A 19,115-nucleotide genomic window follows, 5' to 3' on the forward strand; every position below is an offset into this window, starting at 1 on the left:
TTTATGTTGACATCGAACCGGCGCGGCGTCTGAGAATACTTCGTTGCAAAAGCGCTCGTAACCACTGCATTGTCGCCTCCTCCGCCCGAAATCAGGCATCATCTCAGTATTGTCATAACCTCCCTGCACAAGGACACCGAGCGCAAGCCAACAGGGCTTGCGGATCTGTCGGTCGTGGGAGAACGTCTATGATGCATTTGCTGTTCTGCCTGTTTTGACATTGCTGAGCACAGCAGTAACTTTAGCGTCGTGCTCTGCCGGAACCACGCTCCGAATGCCAAGCGGCCAGTGCCACACTGGTCGAAAGACCGACGCCCACCGACGAAGATGCCAGGCATCGAACGTGAGCGACGATTGTACGCCAGATCGCCCCGGGTCAGCCCGTCACCCACGATTATAAAGGAGGCCGAGTGACCGTTGAGACCAATCCTGCCTCCGGCTGCGTAGTCGGCGCTATCTGCGGATAGTGAAGCAAACCTGCACCGGCGAAGTCAGCCAGCCAGGCATTCATCACAGATGCCGCAGCCGTCTTCATCCATCCGTGCACCCGCGCGCTGGCAACATAGACAGATACGGATGTTTTGTCTCTCGTCGTGGACTTCCGGGGGAATGATTACGACCGTCTCGTCGAGCAGGAAATCAGCTACAAGTTCTGTCATCTCGTGGCTCCTTCACTGTGGTGGAAAGGAGATAGGATCAGAAGTTGCCCACGACAAGATCAAGTCCGTGATGTTGCCTACAGGAGGGGGCGGCCGATCCTGGACGCTGCAGAGACCACGCCCGGTCTGGCGTTTCGTTCAAGGGCCGGTGTGGCCCTCAACGATCAGTCCCTTATCGCAGCACCGAAGACCGTGGTCGTAAACCGCGATCGGCAATTGGTCTCCGATACCAGCGCTCTGGAAACGAAAGGCCTGCCGCGGGAGGAGGAGTCGGCCGCCTGAACTCGAAGCTCTGCGGGAGGGGTGCATCCTACGATGAAAATCAGAGTACCCGCTTTCGGTGCATACGTCTTCAGTGCCTTCGAGCAAGCCTATCACCCAGCTGCCCGCAATCAGACCACCGTGAGCGTGGTCGGCACCCCGCGATTGAGAGAATTTGCCACCGTGCAGATCGACCATGCTCGATCGATCAAGGTTTTTGGATCGGACCCATCCAATGTCGTGCATGTCACAGACATGACGGTGTTGGTGACGACTAGAGGCGTACCGTCAAGTTCCAGCTGTACCGTCACGGCTATGTCTCCGATCTCGACACCGAGATCATGGGCAACATATCGGAGGTCGTTACAGTAGCAACCTCCGACTGCCAAAGCGAGCAGCTGCCCGCCATTGAAGCCCAGCCCCAATCCGCCGGCCTTGCCTTCTGGCCTGTCGACCACGATAGTGTGACCGCCAGCCCAGCCAACTGCCGCTTCCGTGCCCACGACATTACGCAATTCCACGATCGACCGGACCATTCCGTTCCTCCGTCCATATGGGATGCATGCACGCTCCTTGCGTATGTGAATCTTGTCAACGGTAAAATGAAATCCTTGCCAGCAGGCAAGATCTTCAATCCCATAGGCCTGCCTGAAACCGCTACTGTCTGCAGGTGTGATCTCCAGCGCCCGTGTTCCGTTGGGACGTCGGACCCAGACCTGGTCCAGCACAAAGGCAAGGATCCCGGCCCCCCAAAACGCCTGCCAGATGGAGACGGTGCTTGCTCCAGTCCAGACACCGGCGGCAGACAGGTCGAGCGCTTCGTGTGCCGAGGGCGAGGATGCCGAGCCATTGCATCCGGTCCTGACCGGTTTCGGTCAGGACCGGAGCATCGCCCGCGATTTTCGACCGCGCCACTGTGCGCAGGACATCGGCAATGTTGACACCCGACACGGCCGCCAGATGATCGTGGCAGGTGCGTACCTCGCGCAGGGCCGTATCCGTCGCACCGGTCAACGCAGACTTTCTCTATGCCTGGATCCGCATGCTATGGCTGATAGAGCGACCCGAGACTGCCGCACTCGGAATAAGTCCGAAGTGCTGACCTGCGGTGCAACAACGTCAGAAAACTCAATGTATGTAATGACCTCCGACAAAACGGAGCGCGTTGAATCTGCATGATTACAAATCAGGCATCATTTCTATCACTACGGCCTCCCCCGCTTTCGCACGGCTTACTCGGAGCTCGTGGTCTCAACGCAGAAATCTCTCCGTGAGCCTGGCCCACATTGCCGCGCCGACGGTGAGACTCTCGTCGGCGAAATTGTATTTGGAGCTGTGCAGAATCTCCGAACCCACACCGTTGCCGAGGCGCAGGAAGCTGCCTGGACGATGCTCCAGAAAGTAGGCGAAATCCTCGCTGCCGGGGATGAGGTGACAGGTGGAAACGTTTTCTATTCCGACGAGTTCTTCCGCGACGCTTCGGGCAAACGCCGTCTCTGCATCGGAATTGACGACCACGGGATAGCCATGCTCGAACACGACCTCGGCAGTCGCACCGTGACCCGCGGCCACCGCCTGCGTCATCGTGCGGATGCGCTGTTCGAGCAGAGCGCGGACCTTCGGCTCGAAGGAACGAACGCTCAACGACAGCATCGCGGTGTTTGGAATGACGTTCGATGCCTCGCCCGCATGGATCGCACCGACCGTGATCACAGCAGTCTGCGTCGGGTCAATATTGCGCGAAACGATCGACTGCAGCGAAACAACAAGCGTGCAGGCGATAACCACGGGATCGATCGTCAAATGCGGACGGGAGGCGTGGCCACCCTTGCCGGTGATTGTGATCTTCACAGTATCGGCAGCCGCCATCAGCGGACCAGACCGCATCAGCCAATGTCCAGCCGGGGCACCGGGATGATTGTGCAGGCCGAAAATGGCGTCGCAGGGAAAGCGTTCGAACAGACCGTCCGCGATCATCGCCTGCGCACCGCTTCCCACACCTGCCTCTTCGGCCGGCTGGAAGATCAAATTGACCGTCCCGTCAAACCGGCGGGTCCGGGCAAGATATTCCGCTGCGCCGAGAAGCATGGTGGTGTGCCCGTCGTGGCCACAGGCATGCATTCGCCCGGGCACAGTGCTCGCATAGGCGAGGCCAGTCTCTTCCGTGATCGGTAGAGCATCCATATCCGCGCGGATGGCGACGCTTTTCGAGCCTGATCCGACCTTGAGGCACGCCACCACGCCATGTCCGCCGACATTGCGGGCGACCTCATACCCCCAGCCTTCAAGCTTGTCCGCCACGAAGCGCGCGGTTTCGATCTCCCCGAAGGACAGTTCCGGATGGGCATGCAAGTGGTGTCGCGTGGCAATGAGGTCGTTCTTGATGGCATCGAAGTCGGAGATACGGGCATAGGAATTGTCGCGTGTCATCGGATGATCCAGTGTTCAGGCAAGGGAATGGACTGCGCTCCATTGCCGGAGCACAGGGTCTGAGGCGGGCCGGTGCTAGCTTCAGATGAAGCGGGACAGGAAGGGCTGCGCGCGCGGATGCCGGGGGTCCGGTCAGTGGCAGATAGCATCATAAGACGGCAAGGGGGCCAGGACTGACACCGGCGACGTACCCTCTGGCGAACCGGCCCGGGGAGCAGCCCAGCCTTTTGCTAAACGCTGTGCTGAAGGCGCTGGCGGATTCGTAACCGATTTCGTCCGCGATCCTGTCGAGCGACTTTCCGCCGCTCATCAGGGCATCCTTGGCAATAGCCATTCTCCAGCGCGTCAAATATTCGATTGGCGCACAACCAACGATCTCATGGAACTGCGCAGCGAATGCCGCTCGCGACTTGCCCGCTATTCCTGCAAGATTGACTACCGTCCACCTCGTCCGCACATTCTCGTGAATGGCACGCAGGACGCGGGCGATCGCAGGATCGCGCAGCCCGTTCAATAGGCCCGCTGAAGCTGCATTGTTGCCCATAGTATCCCACCGCAATGCCTCCACTAGAAGGGTCTCCAGCAATCGCTGGACAATCAGTTCTTTACCGGGATGGTTGGCAACGCACTCCTCAGACAGCAGTTCCACAAGTCGGCCAAATCGGGTCGCGCGCCCCGCTGAGGCGGAAATGTAAATGTGATCAGGCAGCAGCGTGAGTAGCAACGGCGTATTGGCACTCCTAATCGAAAAGCTTCCGCCCAGCGCCGCGAAATCGGGCTCTCCTTCTTGCTCGCCGTGACGGACAGCTTCAGCAAGAGGTTCAGCGGGAATGCAGGAGACGCCTGGCTTGCTGCACAGCGAGAATGCCGGGGTAGCCGGCAAAAGAAGAAAGTCGCCTTCGCTAATCCGGAGCGGTTTCCGGTTACCTAATGTGACCCATGCTTCTCCTGCCAGCACCACCGTGAACCCGGGTGCGTCGTACGGTCTGTAGCGAACGCCCCATTGTCCGCGCCCCGAGATGGGCTTCGCTATCGCAGCCCTCGGCCGCAAGAGAGCGATGATATCGCTGAGAGGATCCATAAATTTGGACGATCCATAACACTAACTGGACTAGGGATTATAGAGCGTATCGGGATGTCTGTCTATTGCTACACGATCGAAACCAAGGAGACTGACATGACCAAGACCATCCTCATTACCGGGACATCATCGGGCTACGGCAAGGCCACTGCGGAACACTTCCTTTCTCTTGGATGGAATGTCGTCGCGACTATGCGGCGCCCGGACCCATCGCTGTTCGCCGGAACCGACCGGCTGCGCGTGCTACCGCTCGACGTCACCAGCTCTGAGAGTATCGCCGAACTGATCGGTTCTGCCGGTTTGATTGACGTATTGGTGAATAACGCCGGGCTTGGGGGTGTCGGTGCGTTCGAAGCGATGCCGTTGTCCCTCATCCGACAGCTTGTCGAAACCAACACGATTGGCGTAATGGCGATGTGCCAGGCTGTCATCCCGCAGATGCGCGAGCGCCGGTCCGGAACCATCATCAATGTCACGTCCAGCGTCACTTTGGGAGAGTTTCCACTCGCGGCAGCCTATACCGCCACCAAACAGGCCATCGAAGGCTTCTCGGCTTCGCTTGCGCATGAGCTCGGCTATTTCGGGGTCCGCGTGAAGCTCGTCGAGCCAGGTTATGCGCCAACTACCCGGTTCGGGGCGAATGCCATTGTTCCTGTCTCGGAGCTTCTCCCCGGCGGATACGCTGACTTTGCACAGCCGATTCTCGAGGCGTTCGCGAAGCCGCCCCTGACCACCACGGAAAACGATGTGGCAGAAGCAGTCTGGCGGGCCGTTCACGATACCGAGAATCAGCTTCGCTTTCCTGCTGGAGCTGACGCTGTCGCGCTTGCTCAGGCGCGTTGACGTAGGAGATGGCAAGGATGGTGACAGATGGGTCGCCTGTTGCGGCATCGCCGATCGCAGCTGTTCTAGCGGGAGCAAATATCGTGAGCTTTCGAGAGGCCAACGAAGCCAATTGCCTTGAGCGGAGTCGGACCTACGACCCCGGTGCTGTTCCGCATCGATCTCATCCGAAATCCTCGTCCTCGGTCACCAGTGTCTTGCCAATGACATAGGCGGACCGCCTCGAATTTCTGATAGCTGTCGTCCTCGTACTTCCCTTCTCGCTGCAAAAGTCTGGATCCACTCGAGTGAAGACTGGTCAGTCATCTAGTTCATGAGCAACTGACAGATCTGACAAAATATTTCATGAAAATTGGAGGGAAACGGATGGATAAACAGTGCATGACAGCGTCGAGGGAATTGGATGGGAATGGATGAGCAAGTGGAATTTCTAAACACGGCGACCGTCCGCATCACGCCCGAAATCCTGTCGCTGATCGCCGAAATCGACGAATTCAAGGGTGCCTGGCGTGCGATCGGCCGAAGCGCGCCTGAGCGGCTGTCCAGCCTTCGGCGTGTGCCACGATCGAAAGCGTCGGTTCCTCCACACGTATCGAAGGGCACGGCTCACCGACCGGGAGGTGGAAAAGCTGCTGTCAAACATTCGCCTGGGGTCGTTTACGACACCCGACGAGCAGGAGGTTGCCGGCTATGCGGAGGTGATGGAGACCGGCTTCAGTGCTTATGAAGCTATTTCGTTCTGGGGCGGCTTTTCTCTCCTATCAAAAGCCAGATGCAATCCCGTCCTTGCGTGATTCCGACGCGCCGGTCAGAGTGCGGTTTTCCCAATCGATGCGGATTATTTGCGCGCCGCCGATGGCGTCCTCAGTCGGCACGACGAAGTTCGGCAATGGTCGCGGCTGACGATGCACCCCAGCTTGATATGACGCAATTAAGCCTTCAGCCGGACACGCTACAAGGCGGGAGGAAATGCTACAAAGGAGGCATAGTGATGATCGATCATATGGGTATCAGCCCCGCAGAAATCGAAGACGCACGCCAGTTTTACGATGCTGCGCTCAAACCGCTCGGCATCGTGAAGGTGATGGAAGTGACGCCCGAACAAACCGGTGGCTATCACGGGATCGGTTATGGCACCAGCCGAAAGCCGTTCTTCTGGCTGTCCAGCGACAGCCGTCGTGCGTCTGCAGAGGGTCAGCGGGGGGCGGGCATTCATATCGCGTTCCAGGCCGAAAGCAGAGCAGCGGTGGAGGCCTTCTACCGCGCGGCGATGGCGCAAGGCGGCCGTGACAACGGCCCGCCCGGCATCCGACCCCATTATCACGCGGCCTATTATGCTGCGTTCGTGATCGACGCCGACGGCGTGAACGTCGAAGCGGTATGCCAGAAGCCGGAGTGAAATAGTGCAAGGTTGCACAGCTGGCGGCTCGCCTTCACCATGTCGCGCGTCTGTCGCGGGAAGCCCCGGAGTGCCTTCAACAGTTTGCCTTCACGACTGGATATGGCTTGACGGTGTCCGTAGCGGTCTTCGTTCGATAGCGGTCGCCCCAAAACCATTCTCGGAACGTGAGCTCAGTGACGTTCTTGCAAAACCGCTTTACCCGCCCCGCTAGCCCGAGCATTCTTCACGAGAATGATGCCGTGAATTTAAGGAGCGAGGAATGCCAAAAGGACCTAAAGAGTTCTCAGTAAGCTCGAATGGCGACAGGTGGTTTTTGGAGCGTGACGCGACTATGCCCGGGTATACCGTGATTCATCGAGCCAGCCCCGCCGCTGGCGGGGCCGAAACGCGGTGGACAATATCGGATTTTCTTGAGGTCGCCGGCACTCATCCTCAGGGGCAGGCTCTTCGTGACATACTCCCCGATCTTAAGCCTTGCGACAGCCAATCAAGCGAAGTTGTTGAACCCAAACTGCCGCGTTCATTCCCCTGGACGTCCAGGCCCGATCATACCGGCGACTGACTCATCATAGTTCCTGGTGAGAAAGCGCTGCCGTTCACGCGAGATCGTAGGTGAATAATGTCAGCAGGGTCGTAACAAAGTTGCTCGCCTTTTCCTTGACCAGAGCTTCCGTCCATTCATCCGTTCCTCGAAGCCTCAGAGCGGAATAGATGCTGTCGACCGCCGCCTCCTCGATCCGCTTGATCTGCGCCTTGAACGCTGTCTCGCCGCCGGCGTGATAGCGGCCGGCCGGCGTCAGTTCGATATTGCGCGGACGTCGCAGCACGAACGGCCCGAGTTCCTGTTCGAGCCGCCCGACATGCTGACTGACGCCCGCTTGCGTCATATCGAGATGTTCGGCCGCCCGTGTGAAAGATCGATGTGCGATTTTTCAGCCGAGATAGCTGAGGCGGGAATGCCAGACGCCGATGTAAAATTGCTGCGCGTCGCTGGCGGCGCATATCGCTGATGCCTGTAAAATGTCTATCCGTGCGCAGCTCGTCTTGCATAGGCGCCGGGCGGCTCTCCAACGTGGCGGGCAAACGCAACGCTGAACGCGCTCGCCGAGCCGTAGCCGACCCGTTGTGCGATCTCGGCCGTGGCCACATCTTTGCGAAGAAGTTCCTTCGCAAGCGCCATGCGCCAGCCGGTTGCGTATTCCATCGGAGCAACGCCAACCTCACGGCGGAACCGATCGAAGAAGGTTGATCGCGACATTGCGACATCCTGCGCCAAGGCTTCGACCGTCATGCTGCGTCCCGGATCCGCGTGGATCCGGCGCAAGGTCGGTGCCAGCAGCGGATCGGCCATACCGCGCAACAGCCCGGGCGCCGCCGCAGCCCCGCCCGCCGATCGGAGCGCTTCGATCAACAGAACCTCCAACAGCCGGCGAAGCACCATGTCGCGCGCCGTTCGGTCGGCTCTGGTCTCGTCGTTGATCATTCGGACAAGCAGCATCAGGCGCTCCTCGCCACTGATATGGATGACCTCCGGCAACAGCGAGACGAGGAGTGTCCTTTCGTTCGAGCCGAAAGCACAATGGCCGACCATCGCCACCACCTCGGGCAACGCGTCAGCGTCTCCCAGGCGGAAGACGCCCGGACTGGTTTCAAGTCGCTGGGCAAGCGCTCCGCGAGGCGGCGGATCCAGACTGCTCATCGTGAACGAGAAGATTTCCGGAACAAGCACGAAGTTGCCCGTTGTCAGCACCATTGGCTCGCGGCCCGTGATCGTCATCAGGCAGCGCCCTTCCGCAATGGCGCAATAGAAAGGGCTTCCAAGCTCCTTGCGCTCGACAAGCCACTGACCTCCGCCGGTCACCAGTTTGGAGATCGAGGGGGTCGGCTGGAGCAAAGAGACGACTTCGGCCACTGGATCGGTCATTTTCGGACTTTTTCTAAAAGAACCCGGACAAATGAAGATATCAAGTCCGGTCATGGGAGTCCATCTTAGACGGGAAACCTCATCTAGGAGACAATCACATGCCAAAGATCCTTATCACAGGCTGCTCTTCCGGCTTCGGTCTTGCTATCGCCAAGACATTTCTTTCCGAAGGGTGGGACGTCATTGCCACCATGCGCACGCTGCGCAACGATTTGCTCCCTTCTCATGACAGCCTTAGAGTCCTCGCGCTGGATGTGACCGACGTGGAGAGCATAGCGGATGCGGTCGAAGCTGCGGGCCCAATTGATGCTTTGGTCAACAATGCTGGCGTCGGTATGCTCAGTGTGCTGGAAGGCACGGAGATGTCGAAGATCCGCGAACTGTTCGAGACCAACGTCTTCGGGGCAATGGCCATGACCAAGGCGGTTCTTCCACAGATGCGAGACCGCCAGTCCGGCGTCATCGTCAATGTCAGTTCCAGCGTCACCATCAAACCGCTTCCGGCGCTGTCAGTCTATAGCGCCAGCAAGGCAGCCTTGAATGCCTTTACAGAAAGCCTCGCTCTCGAGGCTGACTTGTTTGGTGTCCGCACTAAACTGGTTCTGCCGGGTTCCGCGCCGACTACCGGCTTCGGGAAGAATGCTGTCGCCCGTATGGGCATGAATATCCCCGAACCCTATGCCGCATTCGTTCAGGATTATCTGACAACGCTGCGGTCCGGCACTGAATTCACAACCCCGGAAGACGTGGCACAAGCCGTCTGGCGTGTCGTTACGGAACCGGACGCGCCGATGAAAACTCCAGCTGGCGCGGATGCGCAGAGATGGTTTCGCGAAGTCGGCCAAGCCGTGACGCAGAAGGAAGGCCAGTCTTGAACAATCTTATCGATCTTTCGCGACACATCCCTACACCCGAGGCCGCGCCCACCGTCGCCTATACGCCGATCCGTCTCCCGATGGAGGGCCGTCAACCGCTTGAACTGAGGCTGACCGCACCGGCGGTCGGAAGCGATCTTCCGATCGCGCTGCTGTCGCACGGATTCGGGCCGTCCAGCTATCTTCCCTCGAAGGACGGCTATGCGCCGCTTGCACAGTTCTGGGCCGAGCGCGGCTTCGCTGTCATCCAGCCCACTCACGCCAGTTCGCGCGTCGGCGGCCTGCCCGCCGACGCACCCGGTGCGCCTTTCTTTTGGCGCCAGCGCGTCGATGAGTTGAAGGTGATCCTCGACCAATTGCCGGAGGTGGAACGTCAGGCGCCTGCCGTTGCAGGACGGATGGATCATTCGCGGATCGCTGCAGCCGGTCATTCTTTCGGTGGTCACACCGTCGGGCTGCTAATGGGTGCGCGGTTGAGTGGGGAAGATTTCTCCGATCCCCGCATCTCGGCCGGCATCCTGTTGGCGGCTCCCGGACATGGCGGGAAAGATATGACCGAGGAGAATGCTGCCCGCTTTCCGTTTTTCGACGTCGATTTCTCGACATTGACGATACGCAGTCTCGTCGTCTGCGGTGATGCCGACGATCCGCAATTCACCACGCGAGGGCCCGAGTGGCATACGGATGCTTTTCACGATGCGCCGGGCGCAGACGCACTTCTGATGCTGCACGGCGTCGGACATGGGCTTGGCGGTATCGCAGGCCTTGATGCCAAGGAAACTGAGACGGAAGACCCGGACGTGCTGGAAGCCGCGAAACGCCTGACGCTACCATGGCTTCAGACAGCGCTGGACGTCGACCATTCTGCTTGGGCCAAAGCGCGCGCCGCGATCGAAGGCCCGGCGTCTGCCGTCTCGAGCATCATCGTCCGATAAGTTCGTCATCATCTTCGTTCCGTCTGGGCAATAACCCCTCCAATCAGTGGTCTATTCCCATGGGTTAGATCGCTTTGTAGGCGGGCCAGAAACCCCGATGGCTCCTCCCGGGTAGAAGATGCCAATATCAAGGAAGGTGACATGAATATCCTTCATATCGATAGTAGCATTACTGGTTCTGCCTCCATCAGTCACAAGCTTTCAAAAGCGCTTGTCGATCGGATTTTCGGTTACATGGGATGGTGTCTCCGTAATCTACCGTGATGTTGCAAACGACCCCTCCCCTATTTCGGGCCGGCTAAGCCTAACTATCAAGTCTAAATCCAAGGTCTTGAACGGATACGATCCCGCGGCCTGTCAATTTTCGAGCTGATGGTCGGGACGTCAGGCAGGGACGGAGCCTGCGCCGTGTTTCCCGATGTCCGCAGAGAGTACAAACGTCGGGGTTTGCCCTCAGACAGTCGGAATAGTGCCGCCGTCAATGACAAACTCGGCGCCGTTGATCGCGGCGGCGCGATCCGAGGCCAGATAGGCGATAAGGTCGGCGACCTCATGGGGATCAGCCGGACGCCCGATCGGGATGCCGCCAAGGCTGTCAAGAATCACCTGCCGCGCGTCCTCAATCGTGCCGCCGTTGGCGGCCTGCAGTCGTTTCAGCAGGTCCACGGACGACTCGGTCATGATCCAGCCGGGGGAAACGACGTTGACTCGCACGCCTTTGGGACCAAGCTCCTTGGAGATCGACTTGCTGTATGTCTTAAGCGCTGCCTTGGCCGCCGCATAGGCGGTGGTGGCCTCAGGCAGAGGAAGTACCGATTGAATGGAGGTGACGTGCACCACCGCGCCGCTGCCACGTTCTATCATCTGCGGGATCAGAAGACGATCAAGTCGAACGGCTGCCAGGAGATTCAGGTTCAGTTCGGACAGCCAGTGGTCGTCCGTCAGGGCGACGAAGCCTCCGCCCGGCGTGGAGGATCCACCAAGAACGTGAGCCAGAATATCGATCCCGCCGAAACGCTCAAGCGCCGCCTTGGCCAGGACCTCTCCGCCCTTGGCGGTTGCCAGGTCCGTCTCGATGAACTCCACGCCGTCGACGGTCTCTGGGGCTCCGCGGGCGGCAGTGATCACCCGGGCGCCACCCGCCAGAAACCGCGCTACGGTGGCGCGGCCCGTACCCTTTGTGCCGCCGCTGATGAGAACGCGCTTTCCAGCGAATTCGGTTGGATCAGGTTTGATATTCATGCAGTGATCTCCAGGGTTTGGATGGCGTCGTCTTCAAGCGTGAAACGATAGGTGAAACGGATCGGGCTGCCTTTGAAGTCGCCATGGGCAGGGCCTTCGACCACGACCTGACCGTTTTCATGTCGGACGGTATCCGGTGTGAAGATCGCCTTCACGCCTACTGCCTCTTGGAGCAAGGTTTTCAGCTCGGTGTGACCCTCATAGCGGTGTCCATTGTCCAGGACGATCGCGTCGGAGGCGAAGGGTTTCAGCATGCCGCCCAAATCGAGTTTTGCGTTGGCCTCGACATAATCGGCTATGGGATGGGGTAGTGCTGGCATGAAAGTGTTTTCCTCTGCATTACGACGGGATCGACCGCAAGATGTTCGAATGGTCATCCGCTTCGTCATATTTAACTCTCGACCATCGCGCGGATAAGTGGGATAAACCGGCATGCGGTAATGAGAAAATCGGGACAATGAACCAACCGAGCGTGAAGGAGTTGGAGGCAGCCGTCGGAATTGCCCGGCGCGGGTCATTCCGGGCAGCAGCCATCGATCTCGGCATTTCGACCACCGCTTTGAGCCACACGATAGGCAGGCTCGAGGCAGGGTTGGGAGTGAGATTGTTCAACCGCACGACGCGGAGTGTTTCGCTGACGGATGCAGGTCGGCTCTTCATCCAGCAAGTCGCTCCCTTGCTTCAGGATCTCCGCGCGGTCCTGGAGGCCGTGCGCGAGCAACGTGAAACACCGTCCGGGACGATAAGGATCAACGCGGCGCCATTTGCTGCGCGCGCTATCATCTCACCGCTCGTTCTGGAGTTCCTGAGCCTTTATCCCGATATGCATGTCGATATCGTCACGGAAGGTAAAATGGTCGATATCGTCCGGGATGGTTTTGATCTGGGCATCAGGGTTGCAGACCTCGTTCCAAGCGACATGATTGCTGTTTCACTTGGCCGCCCCCAACGGCACGCGGTTGTCGGTTCTCCGGAGTATTTCGAAAGGTACGGCACCCCGGCTATTCCTCCGGATTTATTCACTCACAGATGCATCCGGGTTCGGTTGCCGGACGGCTCCCTGTTTCGGTGGCGTTTCGAAAAAGACGGCGAGCAGTTGCACGTCGATGTACGTGGCCCCATTACGCTCGATGAGGCGAGCCTTACGAGAACCGCCATTCTCAAGGGCACTGGCATCGGCTACATCTTCGAACAGGACATTCTGCCGGAAATCCGGGCCGGCCGCGTTATCCGAATACTGGAAGACTGGACGCCGCCGTATCCCGGGCTCAGCCTGTACTATCCCGGACGCAGGAACCTTTCGGCAGGTGTTAGAGCTTTCCTTGAGCTAGCTCGAGAGCTTTCACGTCAAGCTCCAGGTGGGTGACTATCCTGCGGCCCCTGGTGAACCATTTCACGCCTTGAGCGGAATCGAACAGCCGGTCACCTGAATAATGACTTTGGTGGAGTTCATTGGACTGGCAGCAATTTATTTCTGCAATGACAGCCAGTACCGGGTATGTCGACGTTCACCCGTACGCGTAAGTGCACCGATCTCCACGAGTTGCTGAAGGTCGCGTGTTGCTGTAGCGCGGGATGTGTCTGTGATTGAAATGTAGTTTTCGGCACTTAGCCCCCCCTTGAAGCCTGCCGTGCTTTCCTTGAAGATGCGCGCGACTACCTTTTCCTGCCGCTCGTTGAGCTGGCCCCGAAAACGATCATAGAACTTTGCTTTCTGCATGAAGAAATCGATGCGCTCAAGCGTCGCCCGTTGAGCATCCAGGATCGTTTCTGAAAAGAAAATGATCCAGTCGGTGATATCAAGCGTGCGCTGGTGCCGCTCAAGCTCTGAGTAGTAGGCCTTCCGGCTCTTCTCGATTGTGAAGGCGAGTGAAATGAGACTTGGTTGCCCTATGTTTTGCGCAAGGGATTTCTCAGCGAGCGCACGCCCAATTCGGCCGTTGCCATCCTCAAATGGATGTATGCTTTCAAAATAAAGATGGCCTACTGCTGCGCGCGTTAAAGCTTGAAGCGACATTTGACCATCTGGCCCGGATTGATTGAACCATGTGATGAAGGTCTCCATCTCAGCGGCAACCCGGCGAGACGGGGGAGCCTCGAAGTGGATGGTGGGCTTGTCCAATCGACCTGACACGATCTGCATGGCGTCTTCATGCGTGCGGTAAGCACCAACCGTTTCAATATATCGGTTTCCCGCCATCAGCATTGAATGCCAGTGGAACAGTCCCTCATGACGCAGCGGCCCATGCCAGCTTCGATAGACATCCGCCATCATCTCGGCGATCCCCCGCTCTTGGGGGCGGATCTGTCTATCATCAGTGCTTAGCCCGAACTGTCGGCGGAGTGACGACTGGACACTCACGCGGTCCAGAAATTCCCCCTCAATCTCTGAGGTCTTGACCGCTTCGTCGCTCAGCAACTCAATGCGAAGTTGGTTGCTGTCGTCCTCGTTGAAATGTCGAACAGCACCGATAATCTCGCCGGCGGACTGCAGGAATTTCTGCTCCAACGGTACCAGGCTTGCGGTGTCGTATCTGAAGTTTGGCCAATCAGTGTTTTGCCAGTTCCATTTCATGAGTTATAGCATCCCTCTCTATAACTCATAATTATTGCCATATATGAGCTATTGCAAGTCCGTCTATCGCTCAGCACCACAAGCTGCGATTCTCCATTCAAGACGAAGCAATCGACAGGTAACCTCTTGCCCTAAACATATTTTGTTAACGGGCGCCCCTATTTCCGCTCACTCTCGGCACTGGTGCCGAGGGGGCACACGACCGCGGAGAAGACGCGGCGGCATCAACGACGGCTGGACCGGTTTCGAGTTAACCTGACGAAGGCCTCGGGGCTTTAGCTGGCTTCTTTGGCTGCTTGCGAGGTATTAACGGTTGCCTAAGCCTCATTTAGGCCATCCTTATTGCGTTGCAATATCCTAGATTCGGTTGAAAGAGCTTGTCATGGCGGGTACCGCAGCAATTTCGAGGATCGTCGGGATAGATCTCACCCGGTCGGTCGCAATCTTTTTTGCAATGCTCAGTCATGTCTGGGTCGTCACCGCAATGGATCACTTCTGGAGCGGCCCGTCTGCAGACTTATTGCGCGCGCTGATGGCGCTGGCGACGCCGATCTTCATCCTGCTCTTCGGCACGATGCTCGAAATCATCTATCGGCCCAAATTTGTCCCGGGTGAGCAGGGGCTGGTTGCCATGCGGCTGTTTTCGCGTGCCATACAATGCTGGCTGCTATACTGCCTGTCGGTCGTAGCGCTGTATCTGGTCCCAGACGGATATTCGCTGAAATTCTCGATCGCGACCATGATGCTCCTGGGAGTTACACCATTCACCGACATTCTGAAATTCTATGCCGTCGTTCTTTTCATTGCCCCAATCCTATTGCTGTTGCGCAACAGAACCGGCCTGCTGCCGCTTCTCTTTGCCGCGGTCGCAGTCCATGCAGCCCACCCGATCCTTCGGGGATTGCCGAGCCCTATCGATTTTCAGATGAGCATGTACGCAGAGAGGGTAACGACTTTTTTGTTTGGTATTGGCGACGCTAAGCTCGGCGGCCCGTCGATCCTTCACGGACTTAGCCTGATCATTGGAGGAATGGCGTTTGGGAGGCTCATCGCAGGTGACCGAGCCGCTCGACCTGCAGCAACGGGCAGTATTGCTAAAAGAGCCTCGTTTCTGTTAGCCGCCTCAACTCTGGCATTAGCACTTGGTGCTCTTTTAAGCCGTGAAAGTTTGTTGGCCGAACTTGGCGACATGTCGCTGCGAATGGATAGCGACCCGCTTTATTTTGCTGCCGGCCTTTGCGGCGCGGTTGCCCTTACCTCCCTGGCCGTGCTCGCCACTCAGGGATTGTCTCACGAGGGAAAGAAGAAGCTGGAAAAGCTCGTGTTTTTCGGACGTACCAGCCTGTTCACCTTCGCCTTCGGCAACATGATCCTGTACGCTTGGCCCGATACGCCGGACACCCTTGAATCGGCCATTCTTCACGCTGTGCTGGTGAGCGTAGTCATTATCGGGCTAAGTTACCTGTTCGACCGGGAAATGCGTCGCGGCGGGCCACTGGCCACGGTTGTCAGATTGCTTCAGGCGAAGATCACGTCATTTGTCAAGATGCTGATGGCTTTGAGTACCCCCAGAGCGGAACAGACCTGATCTCTTATAAAATGCCACGGGGCTGTTGATTATCGCACGGATTTGGCCCACTTTTCCATTTCGGAGCGATCCGCCCACACCGCCAAAAGAGATTTCCAGTCAACACCCTGGATGAGATCAGGTGGCACAACGCGAAATGCAAACGTGGCGCCCACGTAGTTCTTTAATCATGAGATTTTAGGGGGTCAGCGCATGTTGACTTTCGTTCGAAGCATCATCCGCAATCAAATCTTAGACCAACTCTCCGGCCTGAGGCCCAAATCCGGATAGAGCCTGTCCACTGCAACGATGTCGTCATTCAGCTCGGCGATCATCCAGTCGCGAACCTGCATGACGATGTCGCGCACCGGCTTGTCCCGCAGACGGACGAGATGGCATTGGCGGCCTGTTGTCATCAGATGCTCGCGCGCCGGCACCAGTGTCTGGGTTCGCAGCCAATGCGCAACCACGTTCAGCCAGCCGAGCGCCACTCCCTGTCCCAGAAGTGCTGCCTGCACCACGATGGCATAGTCTGAAAAGATCATCGAATTGACCGCATCGCCCTCGTTTGCCGGAGAAAAGAGGGTGGACCAGTTCGGCTGGGCGTCGCTGAGATTGATCGTGGTGTCGGGGGTCCGCTTGACTTCGCCGCCATCCTGTCCATGACTTTCCCGATACGACGGGCTGCAGATCGGGATCAGAATTTCCGGCATGATGAAGGCAGCTTCATGCCGCTCATCCGAACCGTTGACAAAGCGCATGCCGAAATCGACATCGTTGACCGGCCCCGCCAGCGCGCCCATCACCAGTTGGAAGCGCAGATCGACAGTCGGAAAATGCTTCTTGAATTCCGGCATGCGCGGCATCATCCAATGCGTGGTGAAACCGGTGGAGACCGACAAGGAGACCGTCTGGATACCGATGCGGCGGTCCTCGATCTCGCGCAGAGCATTTTCGATTCCCGAAAAGCCCCGGGCGATTGCATCGAACAGCAGCCTGCCGGATTCCGTCAGGCCGACGCCCCCCGACTGGCGAACAAACAGCACCGTATCGAGATGCTCTTCCAGACGCGCGATCATCCGGCTGACGGCAGCCGGCGTTACGTTGAGCTCGTCGGCTGCCCTGGAGAAATTACCGCAGCGTGCAGCCGCCTCGAAAGTAAACAGGCCGTTCATGGATGGCAGGGTTCGGCGCAAATTGTTCATTACATTGTGTAACATCGTTCTGAACTTTTTTTCAATTGCGGACATGGCCTTTCTTTGGTCTTCTATCGATCACAGAAGGCGAAAGACCTTCAATGAAAATCGGGGAACAGGACATGTAAAGGTGCGGGGCAAGTAGCGCCCGTGCACGACAGATATGTTCAAGTTTCTGCTCAACAGCGAATGCAGCGCGGGTTCGTAAAACCTAAGCGCGCATTAATTTTGCAGTGGAATCAAATGATTGTTTCGAAAAAATCAGAGCGCGTGGGCGTATCTATCCGCTCGGCAAACAAGAGTTATGGAATCTTCCAGGCGCTGGACAATGTCAGCCTGGAAGTCGCCGCAGGAGAATTCGTCTCCATTCTCGGCCCCTCGGGTTCGGGCAAGACAACCTTTCTGGGAATCCTCGGCGGCTTTGTGCAACCGACATCGGGCTCAATCTGGCTCGGGGAACGGGATATTACATTCGAGCCGCCACACAAGCGCGACATAGGAATAGTCTTCCAGAACTACGCACTCTTCCCGCATATGAGCGTCGCCGAGAACATCACATTTCCGTTGCGGGCGCGCCGACTACCGAAATCCAGCTGGCCTGAAAAGTTGCGCCAGGCTCTGGATATGGTCGAACTCGCCGGATACGAACAGCGCCGCATCCACGAGCTTTCCGGCGGCCAGCGCCAGCGGGTTGCGCTTGCCCGCGCCATGATCTTCGAGCCGGGGCTGATCCTGATGGACGAGCCGCTGTCGGCGCTCGACAAGCAATTGCGCGAATCCATGCAGATCGAACTCAAGCGGTTACACAAGAAGCTGGGCGCCACCATCATCTATGTCACCCATGATCAGCGCGAAGCTTTGACGATGAGCGACCGCGTCGCCATTATGAACAAGGGAAAGTTTGTGCAGGTTGATACGCCTGAGCAGCTTCACGACCACCCGGTCGATTCTTTTGTGGCCCGATTTATCGGCGAGGCGACGCTGTTGCCAGTCACGCGCGCCAGCGACGACACGGTCCGGCTTGGCGATATCGTCCTGCGCACGTCGCACGCCGTCCCCCCGAACGCCCGTCTGCATCTTGCGGTCCACTCCGAAAAGCTCGTCGTCGCCGATGGCAGCGAAGCAGCCGGCGTCAACCGACTGACAGGAACCGTGACGGAAACGCTTTATCAGGGCGAAAGCATCCGGGTTTTTCTGAAACTCTCGTCCGGCGACGACCTCAGCCTCAGGCTTGCCAGCAATCATGTCGGCCGGTCGCAACTCAAAAACCCCGGTGATGCCATCACCGTGGCGTTGCATCCCGAAGACACGATCGTGGTGCCGGAAGCGTTCTAAAACCTGCCGTTCCAACCTTACAGTCAACAAGGAAAGAAGACTATGAACCTCACCCACTTCAAGGTCATGACCTTCGATGTCGTCGGTACTTTGATCGATTTCGAAACGGGCGTGTTGAATGCCGTTCGGGCACTGGGCGGCGAAAGGGCCGCCAGCACTTCCGACGATGCTATCTTCGAGCCCTACAAGCGAGGTCGCGACAAGTTCTACGGTCGTTCCTCCTTCGCCATGAAGGATGTCTACCTGTCGCTGGCAACAGAACTCGACCTGACGCGGGATGATGCGACGGCCGAGGCCTTCCAGCTCGCCGTCTTGCGCTGGCCGGCGTTTTCCGACTCGGTTGAGGCCCTGGCCCGTCTGCGCAAGAACTTCCGGCTGGTTGCGATGACCAATGCAGACCGTACCGCCTTCTCGGCATATTCGGCAACGCTGGGCAATCCCTTCCATGACAGCGTTACCTGCGATGAGGCCGGATGCGCTAAACCCAACCCGCAGTTCTTCGCTTTCAACAAGGGCCGCCAATCGGCCTCCGGCTACAGACAGTCGGAAATCCTACATGTTGCCCAGAGCCAGCATCACGATATCGGCGTAGCAAAAGAACTGGGCTACACGACCTGCTGGATCGAACGGCGCCAGGGCCAGCAGGGCTTTGGCGGCACGCCAGAACCTAAGGTGCTGACCGAGCCGGATTTCCATTTTTCTTCGCTAAAGCAGCTCGCTGACGCGGTCGATGCCGAATTGGCCGCAGGCGTCCAGACCGCCAGCGCAGCCTGATCACGGAACCCAAAAA

20 protein-coding genes are annotated in these 19,115 nt (G+C 58.1%); 10 read left to right on the forward strand and 10 right to left on the reverse strand.

The window, feature by feature from the left end; genetic code table 11:
* The first annotated feature begins 365 nt into the window (after nucleotides 1-365).
* Entirely contained in the window at nucleotides 366-467 is a 102-nt protein-coding gene (locus QSK43_RS27100) for a hypothetical protein (protein WP_425965306.1), read from the forward strand.
* A gap of 24 nt (nucleotides 468-491) precedes the next feature.
* Here the strand turns inward: QSK43_RS27100 and QSK43_RS05965 are convergent, their stop codons facing one another.
* From QSK43_RS05965 to QSK43_RS05980, 4 genes are all read right to left on the reverse strand, one after another.
* Nucleotides 492-659 carry a hypothetical protein gene (locus tag QSK43_RS05965; RefSeq protein ID WP_332302657.1) on the reverse strand — a complete coding sequence of 56 codons (168 nt, stop codon included), beginning with the start codon at nucleotides 657-659 and terminating at the stop codon, nucleotides 492-494.
* A 392-nt stretch (nucleotides 660-1,051) separates the two neighbouring features.
* Nucleotides 1,052-1,456: an OsmC family protein gene (locus tag QSK43_RS05970; RefSeq protein ID WP_332302658.1), complete on the reverse strand. Its 405-nt coding sequence runs from the start codon at nucleotides 1,454-1,456 to the stop codon at nucleotides 1,052-1,054.
* Nucleotides 1,457-2,171: 715 nt separating this feature from the next.
* Complete coding sequence (locus tag QSK43_RS05975) at nucleotides 2,172-3,350, reverse strand: M20 aminoacylase family protein (RefSeq protein ID WP_332302659.1); 1,179 nt, start codon at nucleotides 3,348-3,350, stop codon at nucleotides 2,172-2,174.
* Nucleotides 3,351-3,498: 148 nt separating this feature from the next.
* Nucleotides 3,499-4,431, reverse strand: coding sequence for an AraC family transcriptional regulator (locus QSK43_RS05980; RefSeq protein WP_332302660.1), 933 nt, complete (start codon nucleotides 4,429-4,431; stop codon nucleotides 3,499-3,501).
* 96 nt (nucleotides 4,432-4,527) lie between these two features.
* Between QSK43_RS05980 and QSK43_RS05985 the strand changes: the two genes are divergently transcribed.
* The 3 genes from QSK43_RS05985 to QSK43_RS05995 all read left to right on the forward strand — a co-directional run bounded on the left by QSK43_RS05985 (nucleotide 4,528) and on the right by QSK43_RS05995 (nucleotide 6,673).
* The gene (locus QSK43_RS05985; RefSeq protein ID WP_332302661.1) at nucleotides 4,528-5,274 is read left to right on the forward strand and encodes an SDR family oxidoreductase; all 747 of its coding nucleotides are present in this window, start codon (nucleotides 4,528-4,530) and stop codon (nucleotides 5,272-5,274) included.
* A 509-nt stretch (nucleotides 5,275-5,783) separates the two neighbouring features.
* Complete coding sequence (locus QSK43_RS05990) at nucleotides 5,784-6,068, forward strand: hypothetical protein (RefSeq protein ID WP_332302985.1); 285 nt, start codon at nucleotides 5,784-5,786, stop codon at nucleotides 6,066-6,068.
* 197 nt (nucleotides 6,069-6,265) lie between these two features.
* Nucleotides 6,266-6,673, forward strand: coding sequence for a VOC family protein (locus QSK43_RS05995; protein WP_332302662.1), 408 nt, complete (start codon nucleotides 6,266-6,268; stop codon nucleotides 6,671-6,673).
* 599 nt (nucleotides 6,674-7,272) lie between these two features.
* Here QSK43_RS05995 and QSK43_RS06000 read toward each other — a convergent pair.
* Nucleotides 7,273-7,605, reverse strand: coding sequence for a helix-turn-helix domain-containing protein (locus QSK43_RS06000; protein WP_332302969.1), 333 nt, complete (start codon nucleotides 7,603-7,605; stop codon nucleotides 7,273-7,275).
* A 95-nt stretch (nucleotides 7,606-7,700) separates the two neighbouring features.
* Complete coding sequence (locus QSK43_RS06005) at nucleotides 7,701-8,600, reverse strand: helix-turn-helix domain-containing protein (RefSeq protein ID WP_332302663.1); 900 nt, start codon at nucleotides 8,598-8,600, stop codon at nucleotides 7,701-7,703.
* Nucleotides 8,601-8,698: 98 nt separating this feature from the next.
* Here QSK43_RS06005 and QSK43_RS06010 point away from each other — a divergent pair, with 98 nt between their 5' ends.
* Nucleotides 8,699-9,475: an SDR family oxidoreductase gene (locus QSK43_RS06010; RefSeq protein WP_332302664.1), complete on the forward strand. Its 777-nt coding sequence runs from the start codon at nucleotides 8,699-8,701 to the stop codon at nucleotides 9,473-9,475.
* Nucleotides 9,472-10,410 carry an alpha/beta hydrolase family protein gene (locus QSK43_RS06015; RefSeq protein WP_332302665.1) on the forward strand — a complete coding sequence of 313 codons (939 nt, stop codon included), beginning with the start codon at nucleotides 9,472-9,474 and terminating at the stop codon, nucleotides 10,408-10,410. The genes QSK43_RS06010 and QSK43_RS06015 overlap by 4 nt, the downstream gene beginning before the upstream one ends.
* Before the next feature lie 453 nt (nucleotides 10,411-10,863).
* On the opposite strand, the gene QSK43_RS06020 is transcribed toward QSK43_RS06015, so the two are convergent.
* Together QSK43_RS06020 and QSK43_RS06025 are read right to left on the reverse strand one after the other, a co-directional pair.
* Nucleotides 10,864-11,652: an SDR family oxidoreductase gene (locus QSK43_RS06020; protein WP_332302666.1), complete on the reverse strand. Its 789-nt coding sequence runs from the start codon at nucleotides 11,650-11,652 to the stop codon at nucleotides 10,864-10,866.
* Entirely contained in the window at nucleotides 11,649-11,972 is a 324-nt protein-coding gene (locus QSK43_RS06025; protein ID WP_332302667.1) for a nuclear transport factor 2 family protein, read from the reverse strand. Before QSK43_RS06025 ends, QSK43_RS06020 begins: the two co-directional genes overlap by 4 nt.
* Nucleotides 11,973-12,109: 137 nt before the next feature.
* Between QSK43_RS06025 and QSK43_RS06030 the strand changes: the two genes are divergently transcribed.
* A complete protein-coding gene (locus QSK43_RS06030) occupies nucleotides 12,110-13,018 on the forward strand; it encodes a LysR family transcriptional regulator (RefSeq protein ID WP_332302668.1) in 909 nt (302 codons plus the stop codon).
* A 102-nt stretch (nucleotides 13,019-13,120) separates the two neighbouring features.
* Here the strand turns inward: QSK43_RS06030 and QSK43_RS06035 are convergent, their stop codons facing one another.
* Complete coding sequence (locus tag QSK43_RS06035) at nucleotides 13,121-14,227, reverse strand: Fic family protein (protein WP_332302669.1); 1,107 nt, start codon at nucleotides 14,225-14,227, stop codon at nucleotides 13,121-13,123.
* Nucleotides 14,228-14,609: 382 nt separating this feature from the next.
* Between QSK43_RS06035 and QSK43_RS06040 the strand changes: the two genes are divergently transcribed.
* A complete protein-coding gene (locus QSK43_RS06040) occupies nucleotides 14,610-15,815 on the forward strand; it encodes a hypothetical protein (protein WP_332302670.1) in 1,206 nt (401 codons plus the stop codon).
* A 224-nt stretch (nucleotides 15,816-16,039) separates the two neighbouring features.
* Here the strand turns inward: QSK43_RS06040 and QSK43_RS06045 are convergent, their stop codons facing one another.
* On the reverse strand, nucleotides 16,040-16,999 hold the full coding sequence (locus tag QSK43_RS06045; protein WP_332302671.1) for a LysR family transcriptional regulator: 960 nt from the start codon (nucleotides 16,997-16,999) through the stop codon (nucleotides 16,040-16,042).
* A 234-nt stretch (nucleotides 17,000-17,233) separates the two neighbouring features.
* On the opposite strand from QSK43_RS06045, the gene QSK43_RS06050 reads away from it, so the two are divergent.
* On the forward strand, nucleotides 17,234-18,325 hold the full coding sequence (locus tag QSK43_RS06050) for an ABC transporter ATP-binding protein (RefSeq protein WP_332302672.1): 1,092 nt from the start codon (nucleotides 17,234-17,236) through the stop codon (nucleotides 18,323-18,325).
* A 42-nt stretch (nucleotides 18,326-18,367) separates the two neighbouring features.
* On the forward strand, nucleotides 18,368-19,099 hold the full coding sequence (locus tag QSK43_RS06055; RefSeq protein ID WP_332302673.1) for an HAD-IA family hydrolase: 732 nt from the start codon (nucleotides 18,368-18,370) through the stop codon (nucleotides 19,097-19,099).
* Nucleotides 19,100-19,115: the final 16 nt, after the last annotated feature.

This window comes from Rhizobium sp. GR12 (assembly GCF_036596185.1).
Classification (GTDB): domain Bacteria; phylum Pseudomonadota; class Alphaproteobacteria; order Rhizobiales; family Rhizobiaceae; genus Agrobacterium; species Agrobacterium nepotum.